The 26,904-nt window shown below is 33.2% G+C and carries 27 protein-coding genes, 1 tRNA gene and 6 pseudogenes; 16 read left to right on the top strand and 18 right to left on the bottom strand.

Features of this window, described 5'->3' with window-relative positions:
- Positions 1-66: 66 nt before the first annotated feature.
- The 4 genes and pseudogenes from IGB25_RS08690 to greA all read right to left on the bottom strand — a co-directional run bounded on the left by IGB25_RS08690 (position 67) and on the right by greA (position 3,156).
- Positions 67-426, bottom strand: a complete 360-nt coding sequence (locus tag IGB25_RS08690; protein WP_211064666.1) for a YraN family protein — start codon at positions 424-426, stop codon at positions 67-69.
- Between the two features lie 3 nt (positions 427-429).
- Complete coding sequence (locus IGB25_RS08685; RefSeq protein WP_211064665.1) at positions 430-1,323, bottom strand: LD-carboxypeptidase; 894 nt, start codon at positions 1,321-1,323, stop codon at positions 430-432.
- A gap of 63 nt (positions 1,324-1,386) precedes the next feature.
- Entirely contained in the window at positions 1,387-2,361 is a 975-nt protein-coding gene (locus IGB25_RS08680; RefSeq protein WP_211064664.1) for a hypothetical protein, read from the bottom strand.
- A 319-nt stretch (positions 2,362-2,680) separates the two neighbouring features.
- A pseudogene (greA, locus tag IGB25_RS08675) lies at positions 2,681-3,156 on the bottom strand (transcription elongation factor GreA).
- A gap of 102 nt (positions 3,157-3,258) precedes the next feature.
- On the opposite strand from greA, the gene IGB25_RS08670 reads away from it, so the two are divergent.
- Both IGB25_RS08670 and IGB25_RS08665 read left to right on the top strand, forming a co-directional pair.
- The gene (locus IGB25_RS08670) at positions 3,259-3,696 is read left to right on the top strand and encodes a hypothetical protein (RefSeq protein ID WP_247653461.1); all 438 of its coding nucleotides are present in this window, start codon (positions 3,259-3,261) and stop codon (positions 3,694-3,696) included.
- Between the two features lie 60 nt (positions 3,697-3,756).
- Positions 3,757-3,838 (top strand) — tRNA-Leu (locus IGB25_RS08665).
- A gap of 337 nt (positions 3,839-4,175) precedes the next feature.
- On the opposite strand, the gene IGB25_RS08660 is transcribed toward IGB25_RS08665, so the two are convergent.
- Both IGB25_RS08660 and IGB25_RS08655 read right to left on the bottom strand, forming a co-directional pair.
- Entirely contained in the window at positions 4,176-5,111 is a 936-nt protein-coding gene (locus tag IGB25_RS08660; RefSeq protein ID WP_211064663.1) for a carbohydrate kinase family protein, read from the bottom strand.
- A gap of 218 nt (positions 5,112-5,329) precedes the next feature.
- Positions 5,330-6,265: a glycoside hydrolase 100 family protein gene (locus IGB25_RS08655; protein ID WP_247653459.1), complete on the bottom strand. Its 936-nt coding sequence runs from the start codon at positions 6,263-6,265 to the stop codon at positions 5,330-5,332.
- 171 nt (positions 6,266-6,436) lie between these two features.
- On the opposite strand from IGB25_RS08655, the gene IGB25_RS08650 reads away from it, so the two are divergent.
- The 11 genes and pseudogenes from IGB25_RS08650 (at position 6,437) to IGB25_RS08595 (ending at position 15,430) form a co-directional block, all read left to right on the top strand.
- On the top strand, positions 6,437-9,037 hold the full coding sequence (locus IGB25_RS08650; RefSeq protein ID WP_247653458.1) for a tetratricopeptide repeat protein: 2,601 nt from the start codon (positions 6,437-6,439) through the stop codon (positions 9,035-9,037).
- Between the two features lie 4 nt (positions 9,038-9,041).
- Complete coding sequence (locus IGB25_RS08645; RefSeq protein ID WP_211064662.1) at positions 9,042-9,461, top strand: polymer-forming cytoskeletal protein; 420 nt, start codon at positions 9,042-9,044, stop codon at positions 9,459-9,461.
- The gene (locus IGB25_RS08640) at positions 9,412-9,648 is read left to right on the top strand and encodes an AtpZ/AtpI family protein (RefSeq protein ID WP_211064661.1); all 237 of its coding nucleotides are present in this window, start codon (positions 9,412-9,414) and stop codon (positions 9,646-9,648) included. Before IGB25_RS08645 ends, IGB25_RS08640 begins: the two co-directional genes overlap by 50 nt.
- Before the next feature lie 4 nt (positions 9,649-9,652).
- Entirely contained in the window at positions 9,653-10,027 is a 375-nt protein-coding gene (locus IGB25_RS08635; RefSeq protein ID WP_211064660.1) for a hypothetical protein, read from the top strand.
- A gap of 93 nt (positions 10,028-10,120) precedes the next feature.
- Complete coding sequence (gene atpB / locus IGB25_RS08630; RefSeq protein WP_247653457.1) at positions 10,121-11,224, top strand: F0F1 ATP synthase subunit A; 1,104 nt, start codon at positions 10,121-10,123, stop codon at positions 11,222-11,224.
- Between the two features lie 44 nt (positions 11,225-11,268).
- Entirely contained in the window at positions 11,269-11,460 is a 192-nt protein-coding gene (gene atpE, locus IGB25_RS08625) for an ATP synthase F0 subunit C (protein ID WP_211064659.1), read from the top strand.
- A gap of 72 nt (positions 11,461-11,532) precedes the next feature.
- Complete coding sequence (locus tag IGB25_RS08620; RefSeq protein WP_211066886.1) at positions 11,533-12,033, top strand: F0F1 ATP synthase subunit B; 501 nt, start codon at positions 11,533-11,535, stop codon at positions 12,031-12,033.
- 13 nt (positions 12,034-12,046) lie between these two features.
- Positions 12,047-12,580 carry an ATP synthase F1 subunit delta gene (gene atpH, locus IGB25_RS08615; protein WP_211064658.1) on the top strand — a complete coding sequence of 178 codons (534 nt, stop codon included), beginning with the start codon at positions 12,047-12,049 and terminating at the stop codon, positions 12,578-12,580.
- A 25-nt stretch (positions 12,581-12,605) separates the two neighbouring features.
- A pseudogene (gene atpA / locus IGB25_RS08610) lies at positions 12,606-14,187 on the top strand (F0F1 ATP synthase subunit alpha).
- Between the two features lie 15 nt (positions 14,188-14,202).
- Positions 14,203-14,896, top strand: a pseudogene (locus IGB25_RS15595) (F0F1 ATP synthase subunit gamma).
- A gap of 84 nt (positions 14,897-14,980) precedes the next feature.
- On the top strand, positions 14,981-15,430 hold the full coding sequence (locus IGB25_RS08595) for a hypothetical protein (protein ID WP_211064655.1): 450 nt from the start codon (positions 14,981-14,983) through the stop codon (positions 15,428-15,430).
- Here the strand turns inward: IGB25_RS08595 and IGB25_RS08590 are convergent.
- Both IGB25_RS08590 and IGB25_RS08585 read right to left on the bottom strand, forming a co-directional pair.
- A complete protein-coding gene (locus tag IGB25_RS08590; RefSeq protein WP_211064654.1) occupies positions 15,427-16,551 on the bottom strand; it encodes a glycosyltransferase in 1,125 nt (374 codons plus the stop codon). The genes IGB25_RS08595 and IGB25_RS08590 overlap by 4 nt on opposite strands.
- Positions 16,548-17,492: a hypothetical protein gene (locus IGB25_RS08585; RefSeq protein ID WP_211064653.1), complete on the bottom strand. Its 945-nt coding sequence runs from the start codon at positions 17,490-17,492 to the stop codon at positions 16,548-16,550. Before IGB25_RS08585 ends, IGB25_RS08590 begins: the two co-directional genes overlap by 4 nt.
- A gap of 86 nt (positions 17,493-17,578) precedes the next feature.
- Between IGB25_RS08585 and ruvC the strand changes: the two are divergent.
- Positions 17,579-18,129, top strand: a pseudogene (gene ruvC, locus IGB25_RS08580) (crossover junction endodeoxyribonuclease RuvC).
- A gap of 59 nt (positions 18,130-18,188) precedes the next feature.
- On the opposite strand, the gene IGB25_RS08575 reads toward ruvC, so the two are convergent.
- The 10 genes and pseudogenes from IGB25_RS08575 to panC all read right to left on the bottom strand — a co-directional run bounded on the left by IGB25_RS08575 (position 18,189) and on the right by panC (position 24,385).
- Complete coding sequence (locus tag IGB25_RS08575; RefSeq protein ID WP_211064652.1) at positions 18,189-18,344, bottom strand: hypothetical protein; 156 nt, start codon at positions 18,342-18,344, stop codon at positions 18,189-18,191.
- Between the two features lie 146 nt (positions 18,345-18,490).
- Positions 18,491-18,682 (bottom strand): hypothetical protein, encoded by a 192-nt coding sequence (locus IGB25_RS08570; RefSeq protein ID WP_211064651.1) that lies wholly within the window; start codon positions 18,680-18,682, stop codon positions 18,491-18,493.
- Positions 18,683-18,697: 15 nt separating this feature from the next.
- Positions 18,698-19,426, bottom strand: a pseudogene (locus IGB25_RS08565) (VIT family protein).
- A gap of 300 nt (positions 19,427-19,726) precedes the next feature.
- Positions 19,727-21,091 (bottom strand): DNA repair protein RadA, encoded by a 1,365-nt coding sequence (gene radA, locus IGB25_RS08560; protein WP_211064650.1) that lies wholly within the window; start codon positions 21,089-21,091, stop codon positions 19,727-19,729.
- Positions 21,092-21,097: 6 nt separating this feature from the next.
- Positions 21,098-21,799 (bottom strand): hypothetical protein, encoded by a 702-nt coding sequence (locus IGB25_RS08555; RefSeq protein ID WP_211064649.1) that lies wholly within the window; start codon positions 21,797-21,799, stop codon positions 21,098-21,100.
- A 15-nt stretch (positions 21,800-21,814) separates the two neighbouring features.
- Positions 21,815-22,201 carry an alpha/beta hydrolase-fold protein gene (locus tag IGB25_RS08550; RefSeq protein WP_211064648.1) on the bottom strand — a complete coding sequence of 129 codons (387 nt, stop codon included), beginning with the start codon at positions 22,199-22,201 and terminating at the stop codon, positions 21,815-21,817.
- A gap of 22 nt (positions 22,202-22,223) precedes the next feature.
- On the bottom strand, positions 22,224-22,442 hold the full coding sequence (locus tag IGB25_RS08545; RefSeq protein WP_211064647.1) for a hypothetical protein: 219 nt from the start codon (positions 22,440-22,442) through the stop codon (positions 22,224-22,226).
- Positions 22,427-23,191, bottom strand: a complete 765-nt coding sequence (locus tag IGB25_RS08540; protein WP_211064646.1) for a lysylphosphatidylglycerol synthase transmembrane domain-containing protein — start codon at positions 23,189-23,191, stop codon at positions 22,427-22,429. Before IGB25_RS08540 ends, IGB25_RS08545 begins: the two co-directional genes overlap by 16 nt.
- 3 nt (positions 23,192-23,194) lie before the next feature.
- Positions 23,195-23,540 (bottom strand): annotated as a pseudogene (panD, locus tag IGB25_RS08535) (aspartate 1-decarboxylase).
- A gap of 5 nt (positions 23,541-23,545) precedes the next feature.
- Positions 23,546-24,385 (bottom strand): pantoate--beta-alanine ligase, encoded by an 840-nt coding sequence (panC, locus tag IGB25_RS08530; RefSeq protein ID WP_211064645.1) that lies wholly within the window; start codon positions 24,383-24,385, stop codon positions 23,546-23,548.
- Positions 24,386-24,492: 107 nt separating this feature from the next.
- On the opposite strand from panC, the gene IGB25_RS08525 reads away from it, so the two are divergent.
- The gene (locus IGB25_RS08525) at positions 24,493-25,314 is read left to right on the top strand and encodes a glycogen/starch synthase (RefSeq protein WP_211064644.1); all 822 of its coding nucleotides are present in this window, start codon (positions 24,493-24,495) and stop codon (positions 25,312-25,314) included.
- A complete protein-coding gene (locus IGB25_RS08520; RefSeq protein ID WP_211064643.1) occupies positions 25,298-26,884 on the top strand; it encodes a DUF4270 domain-containing protein in 1,587 nt (528 codons plus the stop codon). The genes IGB25_RS08525 and IGB25_RS08520 overlap by 17 nt, the downstream gene beginning before the upstream one ends.
- Positions 26,885-26,904: the final 20 nt, after the last annotated feature.

Here is a 26,904-nt window from a genome sequence, read left to right as displayed (position 1 = left end):
AAATTATTATGCAATTTTAATGTTGAGATTTGCTATCTGCATCTTATGGGGAAACAATAACACAATTTAAAAATGCAAAAACGCATCTTCAAGGTGTTCAATTCTGGTGCCGAGTTTATTTTTAATAATTCCGATTATATCAAACCTCACTTCGTAGTCTAAATGTCTTTCATTAACAAAATGGTCAACAGCCTCAACAAGGCGTTTCATTTGAGCAGGTTTTACAAACTCTTGTGGATTGCCAAATTCTGGCGTGCTTCTGGTTTTGACTTCTACGGCTACCAAAGTTTCGTTTTTTAGAGCAATAATGTCAACTTCGGCTTTTTGAAATCGGTAGTTTTTAGCTAAAATCTCATAGCCTTTATCTTTAAGAAGTTTTAAAGCCAAACTTTCGCCAGCTTTACCAAGTTGATTGTGCTCTGCCATGTGTTAATATTCTATAGAGATTTTATTGTTTTTTACATTAAGATTTATTTTAGCCCCTAAAGTTAATGCAATATTCTCAAACTGATGTCCGGCTGGGCAATTGTAAGCTATTGGGATTTTCAAATCTTTTGTGTAATGCTCTATTATTTCATAAGCTGTTTTTCCGAAAGGCGTAGAGTTGTCATTCATATCAGTCATTCCGCCTATGATAAGGCCTTTTAGTTGCTTGAGTAAACCTTGCCTGCTCAAGCTCAACATCATTCGATCTATGTGATAGAGATATTCATCTAAATCTTCAAGAAATAAAATTTTATCTTTAAAACTCGCTATAGATTCAGAGCCTAAAACCGAGTATAATACCGATAAGTTTCCACCAATAAGTTGACCTTGGGCTTGACCAGATTGAGATTTGAATTTTGATTTATAGTAAATATTAAAAGGATTTTTAAACAAGCTTTGCTTTAAACTTTTATGAGTTTTTTTAGACTTATTTTCAATATCTACTGGCATCTGAGCGTGAAGACTGCAGAGGCCTATATTTTGAAGATGTAAATGCAAAGCCGTAACATCAGAATAGCCAATGATCCATTTGGGATTTTTAAGCAATGGCGTAAAATCTATTTGGTCAATAATTCTGGCTGTACCATAACCGCCTTTAGCACACCAAATGGCTTTTATTTCAGGGTTGTTAATTTGTTGTTGTAAGTCAGCCGCTCTTTCATCATCGGTTCCGCCAAACTGATGATGCTTTAATCCAATACTTTGTCCTAAGATGGGTTGAAGTTGCCAAGAATTAAGAATATTTAGAGCAGATTTTAAATCATTTTCATCAACAGCCCTTGCTGTACAAATTATAGCAACTTTGTCATTAAGTGATAGTAATTCTGGCTTTATCATAGATATTAATAGGATGAATTATCTAAGATAAAAGAAATTATTTATGATTGCTTCAAGTTCATCTCAAATTTTGTATTTATTTAGGGCATAGTTGTTGACAATATTTGCTTTAGGAGTTTTACAGTTATTTGGATAATCATGAAAGTATATGCACTTAGGTAAACCATTATCAAAAACTATCCTCGCCCAACCTTGACTTTTGCCAAAAAAGCTTGAATAATTATAATAAGCTGTAATAACTGAAGGGCGACCCTTGTTGTCTTTAGAGGTAATTGATATATTTGATATGCTATTATTTACATATTTATTTACAGCCCAAGTTTTGGCTTGGTCATAAATCAAATCATTAAGGAGTTGAGTTAAGTTTTGCTTCTCTGTAGGTCCGCCCAAATCTTTAACTTTTTTATATTTACTATCTTCTTTCATTCTTATACCTTCTCTATTTTCAGAAAAGGCAATAAGATTTTCTTCGAAACGTCTTAGAGATTTGCTATCACAAGGGTTTAGTTTTAATATCTGGCTCATATCATAATTTAAAGCTTTGGCTTTGTGCATTAGGTCAACAGAGTTACCTACAGCATTGGGGTTAGTCATTTTTTCTAGTGTACTTCTTAAAGCGTCATCACTAAATTTATTTTGTAAGTTCATTTTAGCTTCATATAAATCTTTACGTGCATATAAGCCAGTCCATTCCCATTTCCACTCAATACAATATCTACTGGTTTCTGTGCCAAGGTAATCTGTTGTTACCCGCTCTGTTTTACAAACTTGTTTCATGATTTTAACTTTATCTTTTGGCAAATAGGCATCACATTGTTCCCCATAGGTTTTTAAATAGCCATCAAAAAACATGATTTGAAACTCATTATCATTTTTATTTTCGAGATCCTCAAAATGCCCAATAAATATATTATCTATAAATTCAGCATTATATAAACCCTCGGTATTGATATGGGAGTTTTGCGAATAAGAATGCGAGTAGTTAAAGAATAAACAAAACGAAAACATTAGGCTAAAAATGTATATTATAGTTTTCATAATTAATTGATTGTCAAATTAGCTAGCTAATTTAATTTAAAATTTATTAAAATAAAAATATCAAATTTGATAAAAAGTTGAATTACATTATGCTTTGTATAATTTCTATTTAATCTTCAATTGTAACCAAAGCTTTTACTAAATTTGCCAATTAATTTACACCATAAATTTTTGGCATGTTAGACGTAAAAGATATCAAAACGCATCGTGAAGCATTTGAAAAAGCTTTAAAAAAGAGAAATTTTGAAACCAATTCTCTTTTTACTCAGGTTTAAGATTTAGATAAAAAAAAGCGTTCAGCACAAACTGGGTTAAGCAATTAATCTCTACTAACTTCTAAAATCTCAAATTCTAATTTTCCGTTTGGGACGGTAACTTTAGCAATTTCACCAGCTTTTTACCGAGTAAACCTTTACCAATAGGGGAGTCCACAGATATTTTACCAGATTTTAAATCAGCTTCACTCTGTGCTACGAGTTTGTAGGTCAAAGTTTGGTTATTGGCTTTGTTTTTTATTTTTACATTACTATGAATCAAAACTTTAGAGGTGTCAAGCTGAGATTCATCAATCACACGGGCGTTGGCTACGATTTCTTCTAATTTGGCGATTTGCATTTCAAGCATGCCTTGAGCTTCTTTAGCAAGATCATATTCTGCATTCTCACTCAAGTCGCCTTTATCCCTAGCATCAGCTATGGCTTGCGAAGCTTTTGGTCGCTCAACATCTCTGAGTTGGTCTAACTCTTTCTTTAGTTTTTTCAATCCTTCTTCAGTATAATACGAAATCTTACTCATATGCGTTATATTTATATGAAAAACAAAAATCCCGAATACAACGGGATTGAACTTACAAAAGTAGTAAATTTGCGAATATTAAAAAAATAAACCTTAAATTTTATGAATCTTAAACTTATGTTGTCAATTTTTATCACTTGTGTTGGACTACAGGCTTGTAGTGATGATAATGCTAGACAAAATAATCCGAACTTATTGAATGTTCAGTTTGATATTATTTTAAATTTAACTTTACCTCAATTTAGTCCGCTTAACTTTACTGGCAATGCCGTATATGTTGGTGGACAAGGCATTGGAAATGATGGTATTATTGTAGTGAACACCGGGAGCGGATTTTTAGCTTGGGATGCTTCTGACCCCAATGAAATTCCTAGCAACTGCACTAGACTTCAAATTGATGGTTTATCTGCAGTATCGACTTGTCAAAATCCAAATTCATATAGTTTGATTACAGGTCAACCCCTTGACGATGGTCTGTCTTTTGCTTTGATGAATTATCAGCTTAATGCTAATGGTGATAGTATTCGAGTTTTTAACTAAAAATTTGGTTTCAATTTGATTTTTTAATCACAGACATTATTTATATTTGCAAAAAATTTTGCGGGCGTGGTGGAATTGGTAGACACGCTAGACTTAGGATCTAGTGCCGAGAGGTGTGAGAGTTCGAGTCTCTCCGCCCGTACACTTTATCTCCGCTTAGTGTGGGGCAAATCACAAAGCTTCTCTTTTTATTGAGAGGCTTTTTTTATAAAAGAAAATCTGTTCATAACTCTGAGAGACGTGAAGTACTGTATTGAACATCTGCCAAAATGTTTATCCCGAGCGAGGCACGAGTTCAGTGAAGTCATCCCGATTTTGTAGGATATTAACCCATTTTGTTTTAATAAGACAATATGATTTTTTGATCTTTCTAAAATAAACTTTTAATAAACTTTTGCTCAAGTAGAATTTAAAAGATCAATTCAATGTAAGCGATTTAGAACATTTCTTTAGTATTGGTAATAAAGATGAACTTTATATTACTCCAAAAACAAATTCAAGTTTTCAGAAAGCCCACCAACGTGCTGAAGTTTAATAGCAGACAATTTTAACGCCATTTTCAAACATTGCTCTTGGTCAAATTTTTTTGTAAACCCATATAAAAACCCAGACCAAAAAGCATCGCCAGCTCCTGTAACGTCTTTGATCTCTTTGATAGGTTGTGCTGGAAGATGATTGATTTTGCCATGTATATCTAAATATTTAACACCTTGACTTCCTAGGGTTAAGTAAATGCGTTTTACACCGTGTTTACTTTGAAAGTAATTAAAAATTTCTTGGTGACTCAAAGACGCGTCAAGAAGACGACTCACATCATCTTCGCTTATTTTCAATAAAGGATTCAGGTGAAGGTATTCTCCTATAATAACTTCAGCTTCTGTTTTGTCTGACCAAATTTGTGACGCATAATTCAAATCTATACTCAATTCAGCACCTAATGTTTTAGCTGTTTTAGTCGCTTTTAAAATTGAATTTTGTGCGGGGTTTTTAGATAAAGCAAAACAAGTGGTATGAAACACTTTGGTTTGTTGGAGAATTTCTTTTGAAAACATGTTTGAATTTATCTGAGTATCAGCTCCTCGGTAAGGAATGAAATCTGGAGTTTGGCTGGTTTTTGAAACTAAGATTAGAGTAGTGGGTAATTTTGAACTTTGATTTAATCCTTTAATCGCTAAATTATGAGATTTAAATTCACTTAAAATATATTTACCCAAACCATCTTGACCAATACTGCCTATAAAATGAACATTTGATTTTAACGTGTTTAAATTAAAAGCTACATTTGCAGGCGAACCACCTACAAAACGCTGAAATTCAATAGTTTCAGATAACGGGCAATCCATTTGTTGCCCAATCATATCGATGAGAATTTCGCCAGTGGAAATGACGTCTATAGGTTTTTGAGTCCAATCCATTGTTTTCCATTTAAAAATTCAGTAAGCATCATTGTTGATCTTGCACTCCAAGTGCAAAATTTCACACCGTTCGGCTCTTGTGTTTTAGAATCAAAATTTTCATAAAACCCCCAATCGAACTTAGCGTTGAGCAAATTTATTTGTTCCAAAACATCTTTAGCTTCTTTTTGTTTACCTTGAAGACATAATCCAATTCCATAAAATCCATTGATTACAAGTCATGTGCCTCCGTTATGAAATTGATAAGGATAGTTTCTAAATTCGTATTTACAATTATTAGTCAACAAATTCCAATCTTTATCTTTTTCTGTAATGACGGTCCAAAAAGCAGGAAGCAAATTTAGTTTAAGCTGATTTTGTAGATTTAGACAATAGGTTAGTAGTTTTTTATCAGATTCATCATTGCCAATATTAAGCATTAATGCCAAACTATTAGCAAAAGCGTCAAATTGGGTTTGATAGCCCGCAGGCTCAAGGCTAACTGCCCAATAATCTAGTTTTTTGAGCTGTTTATAAGCTTTAGGATGATAAACATTTGTCGTTTCATCTTGCTTTTTGTAGTTTAATTGAATTTTAGCAAGAATAGCTTTATGTTTTTGTGCTAAATTATCATCTTTTTCAAAATGCAAATAACATCTCATAGCCCAAACTCTAAGGAGTTGGTCATACAAAATAAAACCTTCGGTGGGATATTCATCAGCCCAATTGCCACTTCTAGGCACATACATCAAATCGCTGTGATTAAATTCCCAAGCTTGCATAAGTTTAAAACATTTTTGCATACCAGGTTTCATCTTGTCAAAAAAAGAACGCTCATCAGTGAAAGCTGAATACTGACAAACTCCAATAACAAACCAAGCTAAAGTATCTACACGACCCGCCAAACCGCCAAAACTAACTTCTCCCGTTTCTACATTGACATTAGAAGGAATATTCCCGAATTGATGCTGATGTTTGGCTAGAGTTTCTAAAGTATCTTTCATTGTTTTGACCAAGTCTTTATCGCCATCTAGTAAAGTAGCTAAACCACAAATGACACCATCTCTAGCCCAAATGCGTTTATAATTGGCTATTTCATTAACGGCGACCAAAAAACCGTTTGAAGATTGAGCCTTTTGCAGAAGGGATTTGGCTTGTTGATAAGCATGTTTCATAAAGTGGATTAAAAAATTAAAATTACAAAAATCAACTTATACCTGATAGCAAATTTCTTTTCAAATAATTAAATTGTCTTCTGTTTCCAAAAAGAACCCTATTTTTGTCAAGTGATTTTATAATAATTTACATAATAACTTGTTATCCAACTGACGTCAATTTTTTTGAATTTGAAATTTAACATCAATAATTTTTTATCTTTAGTAATTCTCGCATTGCTCGTTTCTGCATGTTCAACACAAAAGAACAAGTTTGTCAACCGCAATTGGCATGCGATGAACACCTATTACAATACCATTTATCACGGCAATTTAGCAGTTGAAGATGGGATTCAAACTGTTGAAACCGAATATCCTGAAAATTATTGGGACATTTTGCCTGTAGAACGCATGCAAGAAAAGCCACCAACTCCCGATATTTTTGAAACCAAAACTCAACAAAACGAAGCTAAAAATCCTGATTTTAAAAGAGCTGAAGAAAAAGCGACTAAAGCTATTCAAAAACACTCCATGTATATTGCTGGAGAAGAATATAACTATCAAATTGATGAAGCTTTTATTCTTCTCGGCAAAGCTCGCTACTACAGTCATCGTTATATTCAAGCCAAAGATGCTTTTCGTTATGTCCTGAACCATTATCCTGAAAGTAGTGGTATTGTAGATGCTAAAATTTGGACAGAAAAAGTCAATATGCGGCTTAACTATTACGAATTGGCTTTGCAAAACCTCCTCAAAATTCAATCTGAATATTCTGATTTAACCGAGGAAGAACAAACTCACCTCAATAGCATTTTAGCCGAAGCTCATATTTTGAACAATAATTATAATCAAGCCATTGAACCTTTAAATAAAGCAATTTATTATACAAAAGATAATCATAAAAAAGGACGTTTTCTATACATAAAAGCTCAACTTTTTGACCAACTCAATCAAATGGATAGTGCCAACTATACCTATCAAAAAGTGATTGATCTCAACCGCAAATCGCCTCGTGATTATATGATTCACGCCAAGCTTGAGCGACTTAAAAATATAAATCAGGATACTGTAGATTATGCTTACATGAAAAGCCAATACAACGAATTGATGGAAAATCGAGAAAATAGACCGTTTTTAGATTTTATTTATTTCGATTATGCTGAATACCATAACGATTTAGATTCTATTGATTTAGCTATAGATTATTACAACAAATCGCTTGCAAGAAATCCAAAAGACAAATACTTATATTCAAGAGATTATTTAAGATTAGCACAAATTTATTTTGACCAAAATAATTATAAAACCGCTGGAGCTTATTACGACAGCACATTAACCCATATAGATAAAAGTAAACGCGAGTATAGAATTATTGCTAAAAAAAGAAAAAGCTTAGACGATGTTATAAAGTACGAAAGTATTGCCAACGAAAAAGATAGCATAATTAAGTTGGTTGAAATGAATAAAGAAGAACAGCTTGCTTATTTTAATAATTATGTAGAAAACCTTAAAGAAGAAGCTCAAAGTGTTTTTGCACAACAATCAGCATCTCAAAAAGCTCTTAACAGTTCATCACCTACATTTAAAAGAAATAGTGTTAAAAATCAAAGCAAATTAGGTCTTGATAGAAACAATACATCAAACAACAGAGAAAATTCTTCAGGCAATGCAAGTTTTTATTTTTATGATACCAATCAAGCTCAAAAAGGATTGCTCGAATTTAAACAAACTTGGGGCAATATTGAACTAAACGATAATTGGAAATATGGTGGCAAAAGAAATACCAAAAATAATGAAGAAGAAAATAAAGAAGATGTAGATCCTTTTGAAAACGATCCAAAATATCAGCCTGAAACTTATATTTCACAAATTCCAACAGACCAAAATATAATTGATAGCCTTTGGATAGATCGTAATTTTGCCTACTATCAACTCGGCGTGATTTATAAAGAAAAATTCAAAGAATACCAGTTAGCAAAAGATAAATTTGAAAACTTACTTGATAGCCATCCAGAAGAACGCTTAATTTTGCCGAGTATTTACAATCTTTACCTAATTGCGGAAGCACAACAAAATACTGACGCCAAAAACAAATGGAAAAATAAAATAATAAACGAATATCCTGAAAGCGAATATGCGACCTTACTTTTAAATCCTAAAAAATTTAAAGACAGCGAAAATAATCCCCAAAATATATATAAAAATCTCTACAAAGCATACGAAAATCAACAGTATGATTATGTAATTCAGCAAGCAGACATTTACACAAAGCAACTCGTTGGCCGACCCATAGCTCCTAAGTTTGAATTGCTAAAAGCTTATGCAATAGCCAAAATTGATGGTATAGAAGCTTATAAAGAAGCCTTAAATTATGTAGCCTTAACTTACCCACAATCAGATGAAGGTAAATTTGCTCAAAAGCGATACAGGGAACTGAAAAGCAAAGTTACGCAAAACAAGTTTAAGCCAGATACCGACCAAGAAACTTATAAATTAGTTTATTACTTTAATGATAATCAGGTTCTTGAAGATTTTTTGAAACAATTAAAAACCAGCTTTGAAGATTTAGAATATGATTTTAGAATCAACAAAGAAATTTACACTTCTTCACAAAATTTTGTAGTTATTTCTGGTCTAAATAGTCTATTAGGAGCACAAGGTTTAGCAGAAATTTTAATCAAAGAAGGAAAAATTTCAAAAGATTTTAATTACTTTGCCATCTCAGATGAAAATTATAGTATAGTCCAAATTTATAAAAACCTTGATCAATATTTGAACCATTTAAACAAATAGAAAGATGTTTTCAGACAAAAAAAACCAAAAACCAGACTTTTCTAAAGAGCAAAATAAAATCTCACAAGGCACAACCTTAACTGGTGATATTACTTCTGAAGGCAGTTTTAGAATAGAAGGCGAACTCGAAGGTAACCTTAATATTAAAGGTAAAGTCGTTATAGGCGAAACGGGTCAAATTAACGGCGAAGTTGTATGTGAGAATGCAGATGTTGAAGGTAAATTCACAGGGACTTTAAAAGTTAATTCTTGCTTAACTCTTAAAAGCACATCTCATATCTCAGGTGATGTCATCACAGACCAACTTGTGGTAGAAAACGGAGCTGTTTTCAATGCAACCTGCCAAATGAAAGGTAATGTAAAATCACTTGATGATGAGCGAAAAGGAACAGCAGAACTCAAAAAAACCAAAGCGACCCAATAAATGGATAGCTCTTACTGGTGCTGGCATCCAAATGGGTGTGATCATTTTTGTTTGTGCTTATATTGGTAAAAAACTCGATGCTTATTTTCAAACTTCAACGGCTTGGTTCACCTTAGGTTTAATTTTGTTTGGTGTTTTTTCAAGTTTATATTTGTTGCTGAAACAAGTCAAAAATTTAGACTCATAGTCAATTGAAAAATTCATCTATCTTCTTTCGATTTTTTGGTTTACTCATTCTTCTTATTATTCCAGCATATCTCATTCAGAATAATTTGACCGACGAAGATGAAAACTTGAGGCTTCAATTTACTTATGTTTTTAATTTGTTGTTTACCGTGCCTTTTGTATTGCTTGTAATATGGCTTAAAAACATACTAAAACGCTATATTGGTTTTATCTTTATGGGTTTAGGATTTATAAAAATCACTGTTTTTTTAGTTTACACAAAACTCAATTCTATAGATGTTAATCGAGATAACTTTTTACTGTTTTTTATTCCTTATATTTTGTGTATGATTATAGAAATTTTAGTGCTTGTTAGTTACTTAAATAAAGCCAAATTTTAAGCCCATTTTCTTCAAAATAAAATTTGAGTAAAATCTCATTTTAAATTTATTTTTTTGATTACTTTTGCACCCAAATTAGGAAAACCATATTACATGCAAATGACATCTCGTCTTACAGCTTTTGTGCTTTTATTTATGATGACTTCATGGGTAAGTTTTGCAACAAGTGATAAAAAGTCCGATCAAGAGCACGGAGGTCAGGTTGATACTGAAGAAGAAATAGATGCCTATATTGAACATCATATAGACGATTCGCACTATTTTACCTTTTTTTCTGATGGCGAAACTGGTAAACATTTTGGGTTTCCTCTACCAGTTATCATTTATGATAAAGAAAATGGATTACATGTTTTTTCTGCTTCAAAATTTCATCATGGCGAAGAATTAGTTGAAATTAATGGTCAACATTACAAATTATATCACAGCAAAATTTACAAAACAGATGCAGAAGGAACAATCACTTATGACGAAAAAGGTTTTGTAGAAAACGAAAAGCCATTAGATTTTTCTATTACTAAGAATTTAATAGGTATGATATTAGCTTCGGCTTTATTGCTTTGGATGTTTACAAGTCTTGCTAAATCTTACCAAAAAAATCAAATTCCAAAAGGCATTGGTCGGTTTTTAGAGCCTTTAGTGATTTATGTCAGAGACGATATTGCCAAGCCCAACATTGGTCCGAAGTATAAAAAATACATGTCTTTTCTTTTAACAGTATTCTTTTTTATTTGGTTATTAAACCTATTGGGTATGACGCCGTTTGGTTTTAATGTTACTGGAAATATTGCAGTAACTTTTGCTTTAGCTTTGGTAACTTTCATTATTGTTCAGTTTAGTGGTAATAAAAATTATTGGAAACATATCTTTTGGATGCCTGGTGTTCCTGTTCCTATGAAAATTATATTGATCCCGATTGAAATTTTAGGCATGTTTACAAAGCCTTTTGCTCTGATGATACGTCTATTTGCCAATATGACTGCAGGTCACGTGGTTATTATGAGTTTATTAGGTCTGATAGTCATTATGCAAAACTGGATTGCAGGACCAGTATTTTTTGGTTTCACCATTATGATATCAGTCATTGAATTATTAGTCGCCTTTTTACAGGCTTATATTTTTACATTATTAAGTGCATTATATATCGGTATGGCTGTTGAAGAACACGACAATCACAGCGAAGACGTGCCAGTAGTTTAAGTTTTTTTTTTTTGAATTGAAGTTTAATTTTAAATAGTTTAATTATGGAAATCCCAGTAATGGTAGGTGCAGGTTTAGTAATCATTGGAGCAGGTATTGGTCTTGGTAGGATCGGTGGTGCTGCTATGGAAGCTATAGCCCGTCAACCCGAAGCCACCGGAAAAATTCAAACAGCGATGATTATCATTGTCGCACTTTTGGAAGGTGTTGCTTTTGCTGCATTATTTGCAGTGTAAACAAATCAATTAAGCTTTATGGCGGTTGGCTGTAAAGCTTAATTTTTAAATTTTTTAAAGATTAAATAATACATCATGAAATTAGTTGAAGATTTTTCGTTTGGACTGTTCTTTTGGCAAATTCTTGTCTTAGTTGTCTTAATACTTCTATTAAAAAAATATGCTTGGAAACCAATTCTTGAGTCTTTAAACAAAAGAGAAGAAGGCATCCAAAAAGCCCTTGACTCTGCCGAAGAAGCCAAAAAGGAAATGCAAAGCCTCAAGGCTGATAATGAAAAAATGAAGCAAGAAGCTCGTCAAGAGCGTGACGCTATGCTCAAGGAAGCTCAGCAAATGAAAAACCAAATGATCAGTGAAGCCGCCGAAGAAGCCGCAAAAAAAGCTGATGATATCATTGCTAAAGCACAAAACGCGATACAAAATGAAAAGAAAGCCGCTATTGATGAGTTGAGACAACAAGTGGCTCAATACTCTATTGAAATTGCTGAAAAGGTTTTAAAAGAAGAACTTAAAGATAAAAAAGCTCAAAACAAACTCGTTGATAGAGAGTTAGAAAAAGTTAAGCTTAATTAATCAATCATTCTATATGGGACAACGTCTTGCAAAACGATATGCCAAAGCCATTTTAAATCTTGCTCAAGAACGAAACTCTATGGACAAACTCTTAGAGGATATGTTACTCATTCAAAACAGTATAACCCAAAATTCTGAATTGAGAAGCATATTCAATAGTCCTGTGGTTAAAAACAAAGACAAGTGCGATATCGCTAAAGCGGTTTTCAAAAATGTAGATAAAATCTTGCATAAATTGTTTGATACTTTAGCAGAAAACAATCGTTTCGACCATTTAAAATGGATATGTCAATCTTACAAGAGCCTTTATAATGAATTGCACAACATTAGAGAAACCCATATTAGCTCTGCTATTAAATTAGACGACAAAATCATTGAGACTTTGAAGCAAAAAATTAAAAACATAACAGGCGATGAAGCCCAAATTAGCACTACTGTTGATGAAGATTTAATAGGCGGTTTCATTTTAAACCTTAAAGATTTACAATACGACGCTAGTTTATCAGGAAAACTTAATAGACTTAAAAGAAATTTACTTACAACATAATATCACATTTTAACGCATAATAGTTATGGCAGAAATTAATCCAGCTGAAATTTCAGCAATCATCAAAAAGCAAATCTCAGGATTTGAATCCAAAGCTTCTCTCGACGAAGTTGGAACCGTCTTAAACGTCGGTGATGGTATTGCTAATATTTATGGCTTGACCAATGCTGAATATGGAGAACTCGTAGAATTTGAAAATGGTCTTAAAGGTATGGTTCTTAACCTTGCTGAAGATAATGTTGGGGTTGTTATTTTTGGCAAATCTACACATATCAATGAAGGTGAAGTTGTAAAGCGAACCAACAAAATTGCTTCTATCCAAGTTGGTGATGGCATTGTTGGTCGTGTTGTTGATACCTTAGGTCAACCTATTGATGGCAAAGGGTCAATTGATGGCGAAACTTTTCAAATGCCAATTGAGCGTAAAGCACCAGGTGTGATCTATAGAGAACCTGTTTCTGAACCTTTACAAACTGGCATTAAATCTATTGACGCTATGGTGCCTGTTGGTCGTGGACAGCGTGAGTTGGTTATTGGCGACCGTCAAACGGGTAAAACATCGGTTTGTATTGACACCATTTTAAATCAAAAAGAATTTTACGATGCTGGTGAGCCTGTTTACTGTATTTATGTAGCCATAGGACAAAAAGCTTCTACTGTTGCAGGAATTGCCAATTTACTTGAAGAACGCGGTGCTTTAGCTTATACAACTATTATTGCGACAAACGCTTCAGACCCAGCAGCTATGCAAGTTTATGCTCCACTTGCTGGTGCGGCTATTGGCGAATACTTTAGAGACACTGGTCGCCCTGCTTTAATTATTTACGATGACTTGTCTAAACAAGCCGTAGCTTATCGTGAAGTTTCATTACTTTTAAGACGTCCGCCAGGTCGTGAAGCATATCCTGGTGATGTTTTCTATTTGCATTCAAGATTGTTAGAGCGTTCTGCAAAAATCATTAATGACGATACCATCGCCAAACAAATGAACGACTTGCCAGAACCCTTAAAAGACAAAGTCAAAGGTGGTGGTTCATTAACAGCATTACCAATTATCGAAACTCAAGCAGGCGACGTTTCAGCTTATATTCCAACCAATGTCATTTCAATTACGGATGGTCAGATTTTCTTAACTTCTGATTTATTTAACTCTGGCGTTCGTCCAGCAATTGATGTGGGTATTTCGGTATCACGTGTTGGTGGTTCGGCTCAAATCAAGTCAATGAAAAAAGTGGCTGGAACACTTAAACTTGACCAAGCCCAATACCGTGAACTTGAAGCATTTGCTAAATTTGGTTCAGATTTAGATGCCTCAACCAAAAGAACTATTGATAAAGGACAACGCAACGTGGAGTTGCTAAAACAAGCAGAATCAGATCCTTATAAAGTTGAAGATCAAATTGCTGTAGTTTATGCTGGAACTAAAAACTTATTGAGAAATGTTCCAATTGACAAAGTTAAAGAGTTTGAAAAAGATTATTTGACTTACCTCAACGCTAAGCACCAAAATGCTTTGCAGGATTTAAAATCAGGTAAGTTAACTGATGAAGCTACGCAAGCACTTGAAGAAGTCTGCTGCAGAAATAGCCTCAAAATATAACGCATAATTATAAGATAGCATTATGGCTAACCTTAAAGAACTTAGAAGTCGAATCAGCTCTGTAAGCTCTACAATGCAGATCACCAGTGCCATGAAAATGGTGTCTGTCGCAAAATTTGAACACCATCAAGAAATTTTTGATGATTTAAAAAAGTTAATCAACTTAAAAAAGAAACCTATAATAATCAAGACGTAGAAGTTCTCAATATTGGTAAAAAGGTTAATGATACTTAAAAATTCGGTTCAACTTACGACATTTTTCAAAGAACACCATCAAGATGGAATTTTTGATTTTGTTTTTACAATTCGGTTCAAACAAAAAGTTTGAAGACAAAAAGTTTGATAAAGTGATTTTGGTTTATAACTGTTTTAAAAATGCGGCAACACAAATTGTAGAAGCAGAAGATTATTTGCCACTTGTTGCTCAAAAAACCGTAGAAGAAAAGCCACAACAACTCGATTATATCTTTGAACCTGAAAAACAAGAAATCATCAGAGAGTTGATGCCTAAAGCTTTGAATATTCAATTGTATAAAGCCTTAAGAGATTCTTTTGCATCTGAACACGGTGCACGTATGACGGCTATGCACAAAGCAACAGAAAATGCCACTGAGCTTAGAGATGGTTTAAAATTAACTTACAACAAAGCACGACAAGTCGCAATTACCAGTGAAATTTTGGAAATTGTTGCTGGTGCTGAAGCTTTAAGTGATTAAATTTTAAGTTGATAAAATCACAATTTGTATTTCATATGGGAAATTGAATTTAGTCAAGCAAGTTTAATTGCTTATTTTTAGCCCATGAAATTTTTGGTGTATATTTTAATTCTCACTTTGTTTTGGTCATGCAAACAAAGCAACTTTAAAAAAGTAGATGCTGAGGATATTGCTCAAAAAGAGCTTAAAACCATCAATTTTAAAGAAGTTGACCGCTTCCCACTATTTAAAACCTGTGATGAAACAGCTTCACGTGAAGTTCAACAATCTTGTTTTGAACAACATCTACACCTATGGCTCAAACCCTATTTAGATGCTTTAGACGTTGAACTTCTTGAAAATGATACACTACATCTTTTTTTAAAAATTAATAAAACAGGAAAAATCCAATTAGATCTGCTCAATTCTAAAATGGATTTAAACAAAACTTTTCAACGTATTTTTGAAAAAGCACCTCAAATCTATCCAGCACAAAAACGTGGTATTCCTGTAAATGTAAAATTTGAATTGCCAATCATTTTAAAAGTCAACTAAATTTTATAATGACGATCTTTCCAATTGAATTTTCCTCCGAAAGACAAAACCGCGAAATACACGCTAACAAAAGGATAAACCAGCAATAATAATAAATAATCTCGAGCACATAAGCTTGTTTTAAAAAACTGATTTCCTGTTTTTAGAACCATAAAATCTGTGATTAATTTTAAAACCCACAACAACCAAAACCAGTTTCTAAAACTTTCAAAGACCAAAGTAAAACCCAAACTTACAACCAAAATCAAATTGGTTAAAAACACCAAAACTCCTAATCCAATCAAAGTATTGTTTTGATAATGTTTAGCTTTCGATGCCCAGCGAATGCGTTGTTGGGTTAAATCTTTAAAATTTTGCTCAGCTTTTGTCCATACCACAGTATTTGGGTGAACCAATGCTTTTATGGTTTTCCCTGCATTTTGAAAAGCTTGAAGCGTAAAAATATCATCGCCACTGATGTGTTGTTGATGTTGATCAAAAGCATTTAATTCTTTAAGTGTTTTGACATTGTAAGCTAAGTTTGCTGCATTGCACATCAGTGCATTTTTAGTTTTAAAACTACCTAAACCAATCACTTGCAAACTCATCAAATCCAAAACTTGAAACTTTTGCCAAAATGTATTTTCTTCTGCAATCCGAACCGATCCAGCAATTAATTGAGCTTTTGTTTTTTGTATGCAATGGTCAAAATGTAAAAGCCAATGTTCTGGCAACAAACAATCTGCATCCGTCGTGATCACATAGCCTGATTTAATCTGTTCTAAAGCGGTGAGTATTGCACTTTTTTTGGGCGATGTCGCTAAGTTTTTATTATCTAAAACCAAAGTATTTTTTAAATCTAATTTTTCAATATATTTTAAACAAATGGCTTTGGAATCATCTTCAGAATGATCGTTAACAAGATAAATTTTAAAAAGATTTTTTGGATAATTTAACGCACTTAAGCTTTTTAAAAGCTGAGGTAAATTTTCGGCTTCATTTCTAAAAGGGATGAGTATTGAAAAGTAAGTTTGTGGCTTAACAAATTTGGTATCCTCAGTTGAAAAAGACTTAAATTTAGAAGTGTAAAACAGCATAACAGCCGAATAAATCAAAACCACAATGATACTGAAGATGATCATGCTTTGGCTTTTAAAAAATTAGGTTGCCAAGACCACAACCAAAAATAACCAAAACTGGCAGGGATTAACACATTGCTTATCCACATCAAAAATACCGTGAGTAAAACTGTCGAAACTGAAGCGCCAACAAACGACATCAAAACCACAGCTATACTTCCTTTAACAACCGCATCGCCTATGGATAGAACTGGAACAATTGAAGACAAAATATAAACCGAACTTATCAAACTTAAACCCAAAACATAACTCACTTCAACACCAAAACACCACAGCAAAAATAAAAATTGATGTGCAAAAACCATATATCTAAAACCACTCCAAAGCAAAGTCGTTGTGATTTTCTTTGACTTTATATTTTTAAACTGCAACCAAATCGACCAAAGTTTTGTCCTAACAACCTTAAAACACAAAGCAATGCCAATTAAAAGAAATGATGTTAAAATCATCCAAGACCATTTTAATTGCAACATCTCAAAGCTTTCTAATGAGTTGTAAATCAACAATAACCCAAAGCTTCCAAATGTCAAAGTCATCATCAATTGGCTCAAATGTCCAAGCCCAGTCAGAGCGATGATTTTTGAAGTTTGTTCTTTAGCATAAAACAAGCATTTTCCACCGTATTCGCCCCATTTGTTTGGTGTAAAAAGCGATAGACTGTGACCGATTAAGCTTTGCTTTAGAGCTTCGATAAATGAAATATGTCCGACTAATTTTTGCCATTTTTTAATTTCGCCAAACCAATTTAGAACTGAACCTACAACCAAAATCAAGATAGCCTGAACAATATTTTGTGGCTGGGTTTTCCAATGTTCAGACAACAAGCTAAATTCGGTTTCAGAAGATTGAATAGACCAAATCACAAACATCAAACCTGTGAGCGTTACAAAAAATTTTAGGCACAAAATCAGTTTCTGTCGCATTTTGTCTTGTATCTTTGGCATACGCAAATTAAACTAAAAATAGCCATGAATACACGAATAATCTCATAAACATTCGTGCATTACTGAGGATATATAAATAAAATATTTTGCCCAAAGAACAAATCATATTAGGGATTGACCCTGGAACAACCATTATGGGTTTTGGTGTAATTAAAATCCAAGACAAAAAAATGGAACTGCTACAACTCAACGAGCTCAACCTCAAAAAATACAACGACCATTACAGCAAATTGCGATTTATTTTTGAGCGAACCATCGAGTTGATAGAGACTTTTCATCCTGATCATATTGCCATAGAAGCACCTTTTTTTGGTAAAAACGTGCAATCTATGCTCAAGCTCGGACGCGCTCAAGGCACAGCGATGGTCGCTGGATTATCTCGCCAAATTCCCATCACCGAATATTCGCCTAAAAAATAAAAATGGCCATTACCGGCAATGGTAACGCCAGTAAAGAGCAAGTTGCTGGAATGCTACAAAACTTACTCAAAATCAAAACTTTGCCTAAAAATTTAGACTCCACCGATGGACTTGCAACTGCAGTCTGTCATTTTTATAATCAAGGTAAAATTCAAGGCTCAAAATCCTATTCGGGTTGGTCTGCATTTGTCAAGAATAACGAAAAGCGAATTTCATGATTTCAGTAAATTATGACAACAACTTATAACATAGCTCAAACTGAGTTTAGCGGTTACTTTTAATCGTCATCTTCTTCTAAGTAAGTCCCGTTTTCAGGTGAAGATGTGGAGCTATCACTTCGTATTTCGGTATGTTGTATTTCACCACCGATAGTTCCCGTTTCACTACCAAAATACACGACTACAAAGGCAAATATCAGCGTTATGATACTCAAAATTGAATTAACAGATTTTTTCTTAAAACTTGCCCATAAACCCAAAAGGGAAAACCCACCTAAGACATAAGATAAAATGGCTAAAGTTTCTGCACTCTCTTCATGAGTTTCAATGTAATTTTCTGAAACGCCACTTATTTTCTCTACTATATCTTCCGCACTTCACCTGTATTCATTGCAACAATACTCGAAAGTGCAGCTATAATAAAAATGAGATAAGATGTTCGTTTTACAGCTTCTGATTTTGAAATCAAACTCATGATCAATACAATTATTCCCACAACAGGAAAAATAATTGGTAAATGATTTACTACTAAATGCCAATGTGCGTCGTTCATGATGATTTATTTTAATTAAACATTAACTCCAAATATATAGCCTACTAAGGCAGAAAGAATCATAGCTATTGTACCCCAAATCGTAATTCGCAATATAGATTTTGATACACTTGAACCTCCTGTTTTAGCAGAGTTGCTCCAAGAATGGCTAAAAATATAATCGTAAAACCATACAGCCAATATTCTAAACCTTTTAAAGGAGCAAATAGAACCACTAAAAGTGGCAAAACCCCACCAAATGTAAATGCTGCACCAGAAGCAAGTGCCGCTTGAATAGGGTTAGCTTCAGAGATTTCGTTAATCCCTAACTCATCTCTTACATGTGCGCCTAACGCGTCTTTTTCAGTCAACTCAATAGCGACTTTCATAGCCGTCTCTTTTTTTAATCCGCGATTTTCATAAATCTTAGCCAACATATTGAGCTCTTCTTTGGGCATTTCATTCAGTTCAACAGCTTCTCTTTCAATGTCTGCCTTTTCGGTGTCTTTTTGTGAGCTAACCGAAACATATTCACCAGCCGCCATCGACAAAGCTCCAGCAACAAGCCCAGCAACAGTAGCTATAATAATAGGCTCTTGCTCAACACTTGTCTGAAGCTACGCCAATAGCAAGACTTGAAACAGATATAATACCATCATTAGCTCCAAGCACAGCGACCCTCAACCAATTACTACGGTTGATATAATGATTGTCTAAATAGTTATCAACGTTAAGCGAATCCGCTCTATTACCTTGTTTTTGCAAAATTATTTAATATTAAAAACTTAATACCTAACTCAAAAAGAATCTTAAATTCTATCAAGAACTCAAAGATAAGAAATTACAATCAATAATATTTCAATTTCTTTAACTATATTTTGGCGGTTGCTTGCGTGACTAAGGTCACACAAGCCGGGCTTTCGGCAGTCGCTATACCACGCTTATGGCGTGGCATGAGCTCCAACAAATGCCTCAATCCCTAACCGAGTTTTGAAATTTTAGCACATTTCACAAACACAAAGAAATTAGTAAACAAAACTAATCTTATGAAATTCAGAAAGATTTTCAAAACAAATATTCTACAACATCAACCACACTTTTTAGCTTGACAATTTCAAGTTGATAATTCTTATTTGAAACTTTAGTGCTGTTAGAAATAAATATTTTTTCAAAGCCTAATTTATCTGCTTCAGCAATACGTTGTTCTAATCTTGGCACGGGTCTGACTTCGCCAGCTAAGCCGATTTCTCTTGCAAAACAAAAACGGTGGTTAAGCACTATATCGTGACTTGAAGACAAAATCGCTACAACGACAGCCAAATCTATAGCGGGATCATCAATATTGATACCGCCTGTGATATTCAAAAACACATCTTTAGCACCCAGCTTGAAGCCTGCACGTTTTTCTAAAACGGCTAAAATCATATTCAGTCGTTTGGCATTATATCCCGTAGATGAACGCTGTGGCGTGCCGTAAACTGCCGAACTAACTAAAGCCTGAATCTCAACCATTAATGGTCGCATGCCTTCTAAGGTTGCGACAACAGAAGTACCGCTTAAGTCGTGTTCTTGGTTGGAAATTAAAATTTTAGATGGGTTTAAAATTTGCTTTAATCCGCCACTTTGCATTTCATAAATACCGAGTTCGTGCGTGGCTCCAAATCTGTTTTTTTGAACTCTGATAATGCGGTATATAAAATTTTGATCGCCTTCAAATTGCAAAACCGTATCTACCATATGCTCAAGAATTTTTAGTCCAGCAAGATGACCTTCTTTGTTGATATGACCTATCAGCAAAACAGGTGTATTGGTTTCTTTAGCATATTTAATCAATTCTGCTGTGCAAGCTCTAATCTGAGAAATACTACCTGGCGAGCTTTCAATCATTTCGGTATGCAAGGTTTGAATAGAGTCGATGATGACAAGCTCAGGTTCAATTTTTTTAATTTGATTGAAAATGCGTTGTGTGGAAGTATCTGCCAGTATAAAACAATTATCATTTGTTTTTTGAATACGGTCTGCACGCATTTTGATTTGCTTGCTACTTTCTTCTCCAGAAACATAAAGGCTTTTTATTGATAGGTGAAGACACAATTGAAGCAATAATGTGCTTTTTCCAATACCAGGTTCACCGCCGAGTAATATTAAAGAGCCTTTTACAATGCCACCGCCAAGAACTCTATTCAGCTCATCGTCTTTGGTAATAATTCTGTCTTCTGTTTCAAAACTAATTTCGCTTAGTTTAAACGCTTTAGGTTGTTTTGTGTTTTGACTTGAAGTGCCTGATGCTTCCCAAGTTTTATCTTGAGACTTACTGATAACTTCTTCAACTAATGTATTCCATTCTTTGCAAGAATTGCATTGACCTTGCCATTTGGGATGTTGAGCACCACAATTTTGACAGAAATAGACTGTTTTTGGTTTAGCCATAATGAATTAATATCCAAAGATTTCTTTAAGTTTATCAGCTTTGTCAAGTAACATATCTTTGGTAATGCCACCAGCTTCTTGATAAGAATAACCAGATTGATAGGCTTTAATGGCTTTTTTAGGTTTTCCTATTTCTTGAAAATATCGTCCAGAAAAATAATCAAAAAGTAGAGTATTTGGATGGTTGCGTTTTGCTATTTTACTGAGGTCTTGATATAATTCCCAATTTTCATTTTTTTCAATAAGTTTAGAAACTTTCATAATATCAGCTATTCTAACTGGTTTTTCTACATCATAGAGGGTGTTTATCAATTCGTATTTGTCTTCAAGATAAGTAACGGGATTTTCAGCTTTAGATAATTTTTTTTTAAATTCAACATCATCAATCGGGGTGTAAGGTTCAAAAATTTTGTTTAAACTATACGGTAATCCATAAGGCACAAGAGAGTAGTGGTTAGTATTTTCAAAAGATTTATAACTTATTGAGACCAAATCATTTTCTATAGTGCTGAAGGTTTCGTTAAGTTGCTCGGTTTTAGCTTTTAGGAATGGCAAATCATTGCTACCAGTAGTTAAGCTATACCATATTTTTTCTTTAGAATTTTTTAATTGTTCTTTGATAAAAGGAATTAAGGCATCAGGTATATCTGGGCTTAAATTTATAAAACCTTGAAACTGTATTTTGTTTGAAAACAAAAAGAAATTCATAAACTCTCATATATTTTAATATTTCTTTAGAATTTCTAACTGTATAAAATCAAAAAATTGTGCTCCAGTGCCTATGGGAAGAAATTCTTTTTTGTCAAATCTACCATCATCCATTCGACTACCAACTTGATTAATACCTACAACAAAAGCTTCGGGTATTTCTTCCCAATAGCTTAAATAATCTACAATTCCAGCAACGGGTTCAAAAAGATAGTCTCCATCAAAAACAAAAATCAAAGGGTATGTTTTTTTGTTATCAGAATCATAATTACGCGGGATTTGTAATTTGAGTCGCCTTGTGCTCTTTAAAATTTTTGAATTGACTTCAATATATTCTATTTGTGCTTTACAAAACTGTGATTGCAGAAAGATTATAATTAGGCTAAGGACTATTTTTTTCATAGCTAAAAATTTGTCCACTAATTTATGATTTTTTGCTGACAAATGTCAAAAGTAATGCAGAAATAGACCCAGCTAAAATCACAAGCAGTGTTTGAGCAGTCCAAAGCACCCAACCAAAGGCTTGACCAACATCTACTGGAACATCATATAATTTGTAAACTGATGCTATTGCAAGCGGATACAAACCTATGCCACCGCTGGTGAGCGACATGGCAAAAGTGCCAGCTATAAAGCCAACCAAAGCAGACCGATGGAAATATTTTCAGAGCCAACTATGGCATATTTTATTACCCAAAACATCGCGATATAGAGTAACCAAATAATTAAAGTTTGTGCGATAAATGACCACTTTTGTTTTAACTTAAAAACGGTTTTTATCCCTTGTAAAAAGCCATAGATAAAATCTTTTAGTTTTAGTATAATGCGGTTTTTTGTTGTTTTGATAAGCCTATAAAAAACAACAATAGTAGCTATCAAGATACTTAAATAAATCAAAGTATTTAATGGATTAACTTCACTGATGTTTAAATAGTTCAGCAGTTGGTCTGTTTGAAATATCAAGGCAATCCCGATGATGATGAGCAGAACTATAAAATCAATTAATCTTTCTGTAATTATGGTTCCAAAACTTTGTTCAAAGCTTAATGGGCTAAGACTGGCATAACTGGCACCTCGTAAAACTTCGCCAGAACGCGGAATGCCTAAGTTGGCCAAATAACCAAACATAACAGTGTAAAAACAGACTGAAAGTTTAGGTGTATCTCTTAATGGTTTAAGTAAAAGTTTCCATCGGTTTGCTCTAACTATGTGCGAGATTAGACCCAATAGGATAGACATCAAAACCCAGAATAAATTAGCATTTTTAATATTTTGCCAAATTAGCTTTCTTTCAAGTGGAGTAGTGTCTGCTATTGAATACCAGACAAAAAACACACCTAGGCTTAACGGTATAATGATTTTAAGCCATTTTGCCAAACGAGATTTTGCCATGATTTATTTTAAAAGATTGTCTTCGTCTGGGAAAATGATTGACGGGCTAAAATTCTTTGCTTCATCAACGCTCATGCTTGCATAAGTCATCAAAATAAGAATATCGCCAGCTGATACTTTTCTTTACCGCACCGTTTAGCGTTATTTCTCCACTTCCTCTTAGTCCCGGAATAGCATAAGTTTCTAATCTTTCGCCATTTGAGTTGTTAACAACTTGTATTTTTTCGCCATCAATAATATTTGCAAGATCCATTAAGTCTTGGTCAATGGTTATACTGCCGATATAATTTAAATCTGCACCAGTTACTTTTACACGATGTATTTTTGATTTTACGACTGTAATTTGCATTTTTTTTAGTTCAAGGGCATGTTATCAATTAGTCTAACTTCATTACAATATGCGGCAATGAATGCACGATATTTTTTAGTTTCAATGAAATCTTGAGTTGGAATCAAATCCTCTTCATCAGCAATTTCAAAATATTCTAATTTAAAATTTTCTTTGTGATTAAAAATACTTTTAACCTTTTTTTTGATTTCTGAAATCGAATTTTCTTTGAAATGAGTTTTAGCTAGATTTAAGCATTTAAAAATGATACTTGCTTCTGATTTTTCATCATTACTCAACAATTTATTTCTTGAGCTTTTAGCTAGTCCATTAGGCTCGCGGTAAGTTTCACAACCGATAATATCAACGGGTTGGTTAGTGATTTGAACTAACTTTTTGACTATAGCAAGTTGTTGGTAATCTTTTTCTCCAAAATAAGCTCGATGAGGTTTTACCAACTCAAAGAGTTTTTTTAAAACAGTGCCTACGCCTTGAAAGTGTCCTTGTCTATATTGACCTTCCATATATTTTGATATTATCCCAAAATCAAAATTTTCTGTTTGTGGGCCATTAGGGTAAATATCATCAACATCAGGTGCATATATCAAAATATCACGCCCAAGTTGCTTTATAGCTTCCACGTCTTGTTCAAGATTTCTAGGGTAATTTGATAAATCTTTAGGATTGTTGAATTGTGTGGGGTTTACAAATATAGAAACTACCGTTATATCACACTCTGATTTTGCTTTGCTTATGAGTGATAAATGACCATCATGCAATGCTCCCATTGTAGGAACTAAACCAAGCATTTTTGGTTGCCCTTTACCAATGGATTTTTGAATATCTAAACTTGACTTTAAAAGCACAGACCTCTATTTAATTTTAGTGCAAAACTAACATTTTAAGCTTAATCCACATAAATTTTTGTAAATTTGCATTTTCAAAATCTCCAAAAGAATTTAAATAAGTTTCTATGAAAGATAAACGCGTTCTTTTTGTTTCATCAGAAGTTGTTCCTTATCTCCCAGAAAATGATATGTCCACCATGTCTTTTGAAGTTCCAAAAATGATAAATTCTGTAGGAGGACAAACTCGAATTTTTATGCCACGTTTTGGCAACATCAACGAAAGAAGACATCAACTTCACGAGGTTATCAGATTGTCAGGGCTTAATATGGTGGTTAATGATTTAGATATGCCACTTATCATAAAAGTTGCTTCTATACCTAAGGAACGAATGCAAGTGTATTTTATTGATAATGAAGACTATTTTAAACGCAAAGCGATGTATAGCGATGAGGAAGTTGAGCTTTTTGAAGACAATGATGAACGGGCTATTTTTTTTGCAAAAGGAGTTATAGAAACCGTCAAAAAACTGAACTGGGCTCCAGATATCATTCATGTTAATGGTTGGATGGCATCACTACTTCCGCTTTATCTTAGAAATTATTATGGCAATGAACCGCTTTTTAATACTTCAAAAATTGTTACTTCAGTTTATAATAACAGTTTTGAGAATCAACTAAGCCAAAATATGATCAAAAAAGTGATGTTTGATGGTATTGATGCTGATAAAGTAGAATTTTTAAAAACACCAAATTATAATAATTTGATAAAATTAGCGATTAGTTATTCAGATGGTATTATAATTGGCGCTGAAGAATTATCTAATGAAATACAAAATTTTATCAAAAGTCAAGATAAACCCGTATTAAATTATCGCTCAATTGAAGAATTTACTCAAGCCTATCAAGATTATTACTTAAAAGATATTTTAAATGAAGAGATTGATTAAACTGAAAACGAAAATTAAAATTACTATTGGTCTTGTTTTTGTCTTATTCGTTTTCACCTCCTGTGAAGATGATTTTACCACCTTAGGGAGTGGTTTTATTAATAGCTTGAATTTACCAGAGCCCTATGTCGTACAAAATTTAGCAACTTATAGTGACAATATATTATCAGTACAGTCTAATACTTTAAATAACTATCTTCTAGGAAACTATCAAGATCCAGTTTTTGGAAGCTCAGAAGTTAGCATTTTAACACAATTAGAACTTCAAAACACTAACCCTGATTTTGGTCAAGATCCAGTTTTAGATAGTGTAGTGTTTACATTACCTCTATACAGTTCACTGATAGAAACAAATACTTATCAGCTTGATTCTGTTTTTGGAGATGGCAGTTTCAAAATTTCTATTTTTGAATCTAATCAATTTTTGAATGATATTGACCCTAGTGAAAATGGAGAGTTTGAAACTCCTCAGCGTTATTATTCAGACCAATTTTCAGAGTTTGAAAACAATATAGAGAGTAATCCATTAATAGTTTCTGAACAAATAACACCCTCAGAATTAACTGAGACTCAAATTCTCTTTGACCAAATTGACACCACAAATGTTGATACCCTTAGAGTTTCGCCTAGAATAAGAATCAAACTCCCAAATGAATTTTTTCAAGAAAAAATATTAAACAATCAAAATACGGTTAATTTGGTTAGCCAAAGTAGTTTTAAAAACTTTTTGAGAGGACTTTACATCAAAACTGAGCAACATACCAATGGCGGTGCAATGATCAATCTCAATTTAAACAATCAAGATGCAAAAATCACATTGTATTACAAATCTTTAAGACCAGCACCAAGTTTGGAAGTTGAAAATAACAACGAATTAATAGAAACCTTTAATAAATTTAATCTAAATTTTTCTGGTAATATTATTAACTTTTACGAAAATGATAACACCATAGATTTAGCTTTACAAGACACTATCAACGGTGAAGAAAATCTATTTGTAAAAGGCGGTCAAGGTATAGTAACAATTGTAGATCCTTTTAATGGTCCTGATAACGACGGCAATGGTGTTGCAGATGAAATTGATCAGTTAAGACAAAACAATTGGTTGATTAACGAAGCTAATTTAATTTTTTATGTGAATGAAAATTTAGCAAATACTCAAGTTAATAAACCCCAAAGGATACTTGTTTTTGATGCTGACCATAACAGAGTTTTGGTTGACTATAGTTTAGACCCTAGTGCAAGTAACAATCCTCTTATTTCGCGGTTAAATCATTTAGGTCCATTGCAAGAAGATGAAAATGGCAATGCTTTTTATAAAATAAGACTTACAAATCATATCAATAATATTATCAACAACGATTCTACTAGTACCAAAATAGGAGTTGTTGTTACGCAAAATGTAAATCAAGCTAGAATATTAGACATACGCGACAGTCAACTCGACCAAGTTGAAACCTATATTGAAAGCTCAATATCTACGCCAAGAGGAACCGTATTTCACGGCAATCTATCTGCAGATGAAGAGAAAAGATTAAAACTTCAAATATATTATACTGAACCTAATTAATTAATAACTAACCTAAACTA

Source organism: Flavobacterium sp. CS20, assembly GCF_018080005.1.
Lineage (GTDB): Bacteria > Bacteroidota > Bacteroidia > Flavobacteriales > Flavobacteriaceae > Psychroflexus.
This window is presented reverse-complemented; position numbering and strand designations above follow the sequence as displayed.

Bases quoted from the DNA above. Each gene is read 5' to 3' on its own strand.
- IGB25_RS08690 (WP_211064666.1), bottom strand. From the start codon at position 426: ATGGCAGAGCACAATCAACTTGGTAAAGCTGGCGAAAGTTTGGCTTTA.
- radA (WP_211064650.1), bottom strand. From the start codon at position 21,091: ATGGCTAAACCAAAAACAGTCTATTTCTGTCAAAATTGTGGTGCTCAA.
- IGB25_RS08640 (WP_211064661.1), top strand. From the start codon at position 9,412: ATGAGCGAAAAGGAACAGCAGAACTCAAAAAAACCAAAGCGACCCAAT.
- IGB25_RS08540 (WP_211064646.1), bottom strand. From the start codon at position 23,191: ATGGCAAAATCTCGTTTGGCAAAATGGCTTAAAATCATTATACCGTTA.
- IGB25_RS08595 (WP_211064655.1), top strand. From the start codon at position 14,981: ATGAAATTTTTGGTGTATATTTTAATTCTCACTTTGTTTTGGTCATGC.
- IGB25_RS08555 (WP_211064649.1), bottom strand. From the start codon at position 21,799: ATGAATTTCTTTTTGTTTTCAAACAAAATACAGTTTCAAGGTTTTATA.
- IGB25_RS08685 (WP_211064665.1), bottom strand. From the start codon at position 1,323: ATGATAAAGCCAGAATTACTATCACTTAATGACAAAGTTGCTATAATT.
- IGB25_RS08585 (WP_211064653.1), bottom strand. From the start codon at position 17,492: ATGCCAAAGATACAAGACAAAATGCGACAGAAACTGATTTTGTGCCTA.
- IGB25_RS08550 (WP_211064648.1), bottom strand. From the start codon at position 22,201: ATGAAAAAAATAGTCCTTAGCCTAATTATAATCTTTCTGCAATCACAG.
- atpE (WP_211064659.1), top strand. From the start codon at position 11,269: ATGGAAATCCCAGTAATGGTAGGTGCAGGTTTAGTAATCATTGGAGCA.
- IGB25_RS08520 (WP_211064643.1), top strand. From the start codon at position 25,298: ATGAAGAGATTGATTAAACTGAAAACGAAAATTAAAATTACTATTGGT.
- IGB25_RS08525 (WP_211064644.1), top strand. From the start codon at position 24,493: ATGAAAGATAAACGCGTTCTTTTTGTTTCATCAGAAGTTGTTCCTTAT.
- IGB25_RS08660 (WP_211064663.1), bottom strand. From the start codon at position 5,111: ATGGATTGGACTCAAAAACCTATAGACGTCATTTCCACTGGCGAAATT.
- IGB25_RS08645 (WP_211064662.1), top strand. From the start codon at position 9,042: ATGTTTTCAGACAAAAAAAACCAAAAACCAGACTTTTCTAAAGAGCAA.
- atpB (WP_247653457.1), top strand. From the start codon at position 10,121: ATGCAAATGACATCTCGTCTTACAGCTTTTGTGCTTTTATTTATGATG.
- IGB25_RS08680 (WP_211064664.1), bottom strand. From the start codon at position 2,361: ATGAAAACTATAATATACATTTTTAGCCTAATGTTTTCGTTTTGTTTA.
- IGB25_RS08570 (WP_211064651.1), bottom strand. From the start codon at position 18,682: ATGAACGACGCACATTGGCATTTAGTAGTAAATCATTTACCAATTATT.
- IGB25_RS08670 (WP_247653461.1), top strand. From the start codon at position 3,259: ATGAATCTTAAACTTATGTTGTCAATTTTTATCACTTGTGTTGGACTA.
- IGB25_RS08590 (WP_211064654.1), bottom strand. From the start codon at position 16,551: ATGATCATCTTCAGTATCATTGTGGTTTTGATTTATTCGGCTGTTATG.
- IGB25_RS08655 (WP_247653459.1), bottom strand. From the start codon at position 6,265: ATGAAACATGCTTATCAACAAGCCAAATCCCTTCTGCAAAAGGCTCAA.
- atpH (WP_211064658.1), top strand. From the start codon at position 12,047: ATGGGACAACGTCTTGCAAAACGATATGCCAAAGCCATTTTAAATCTT.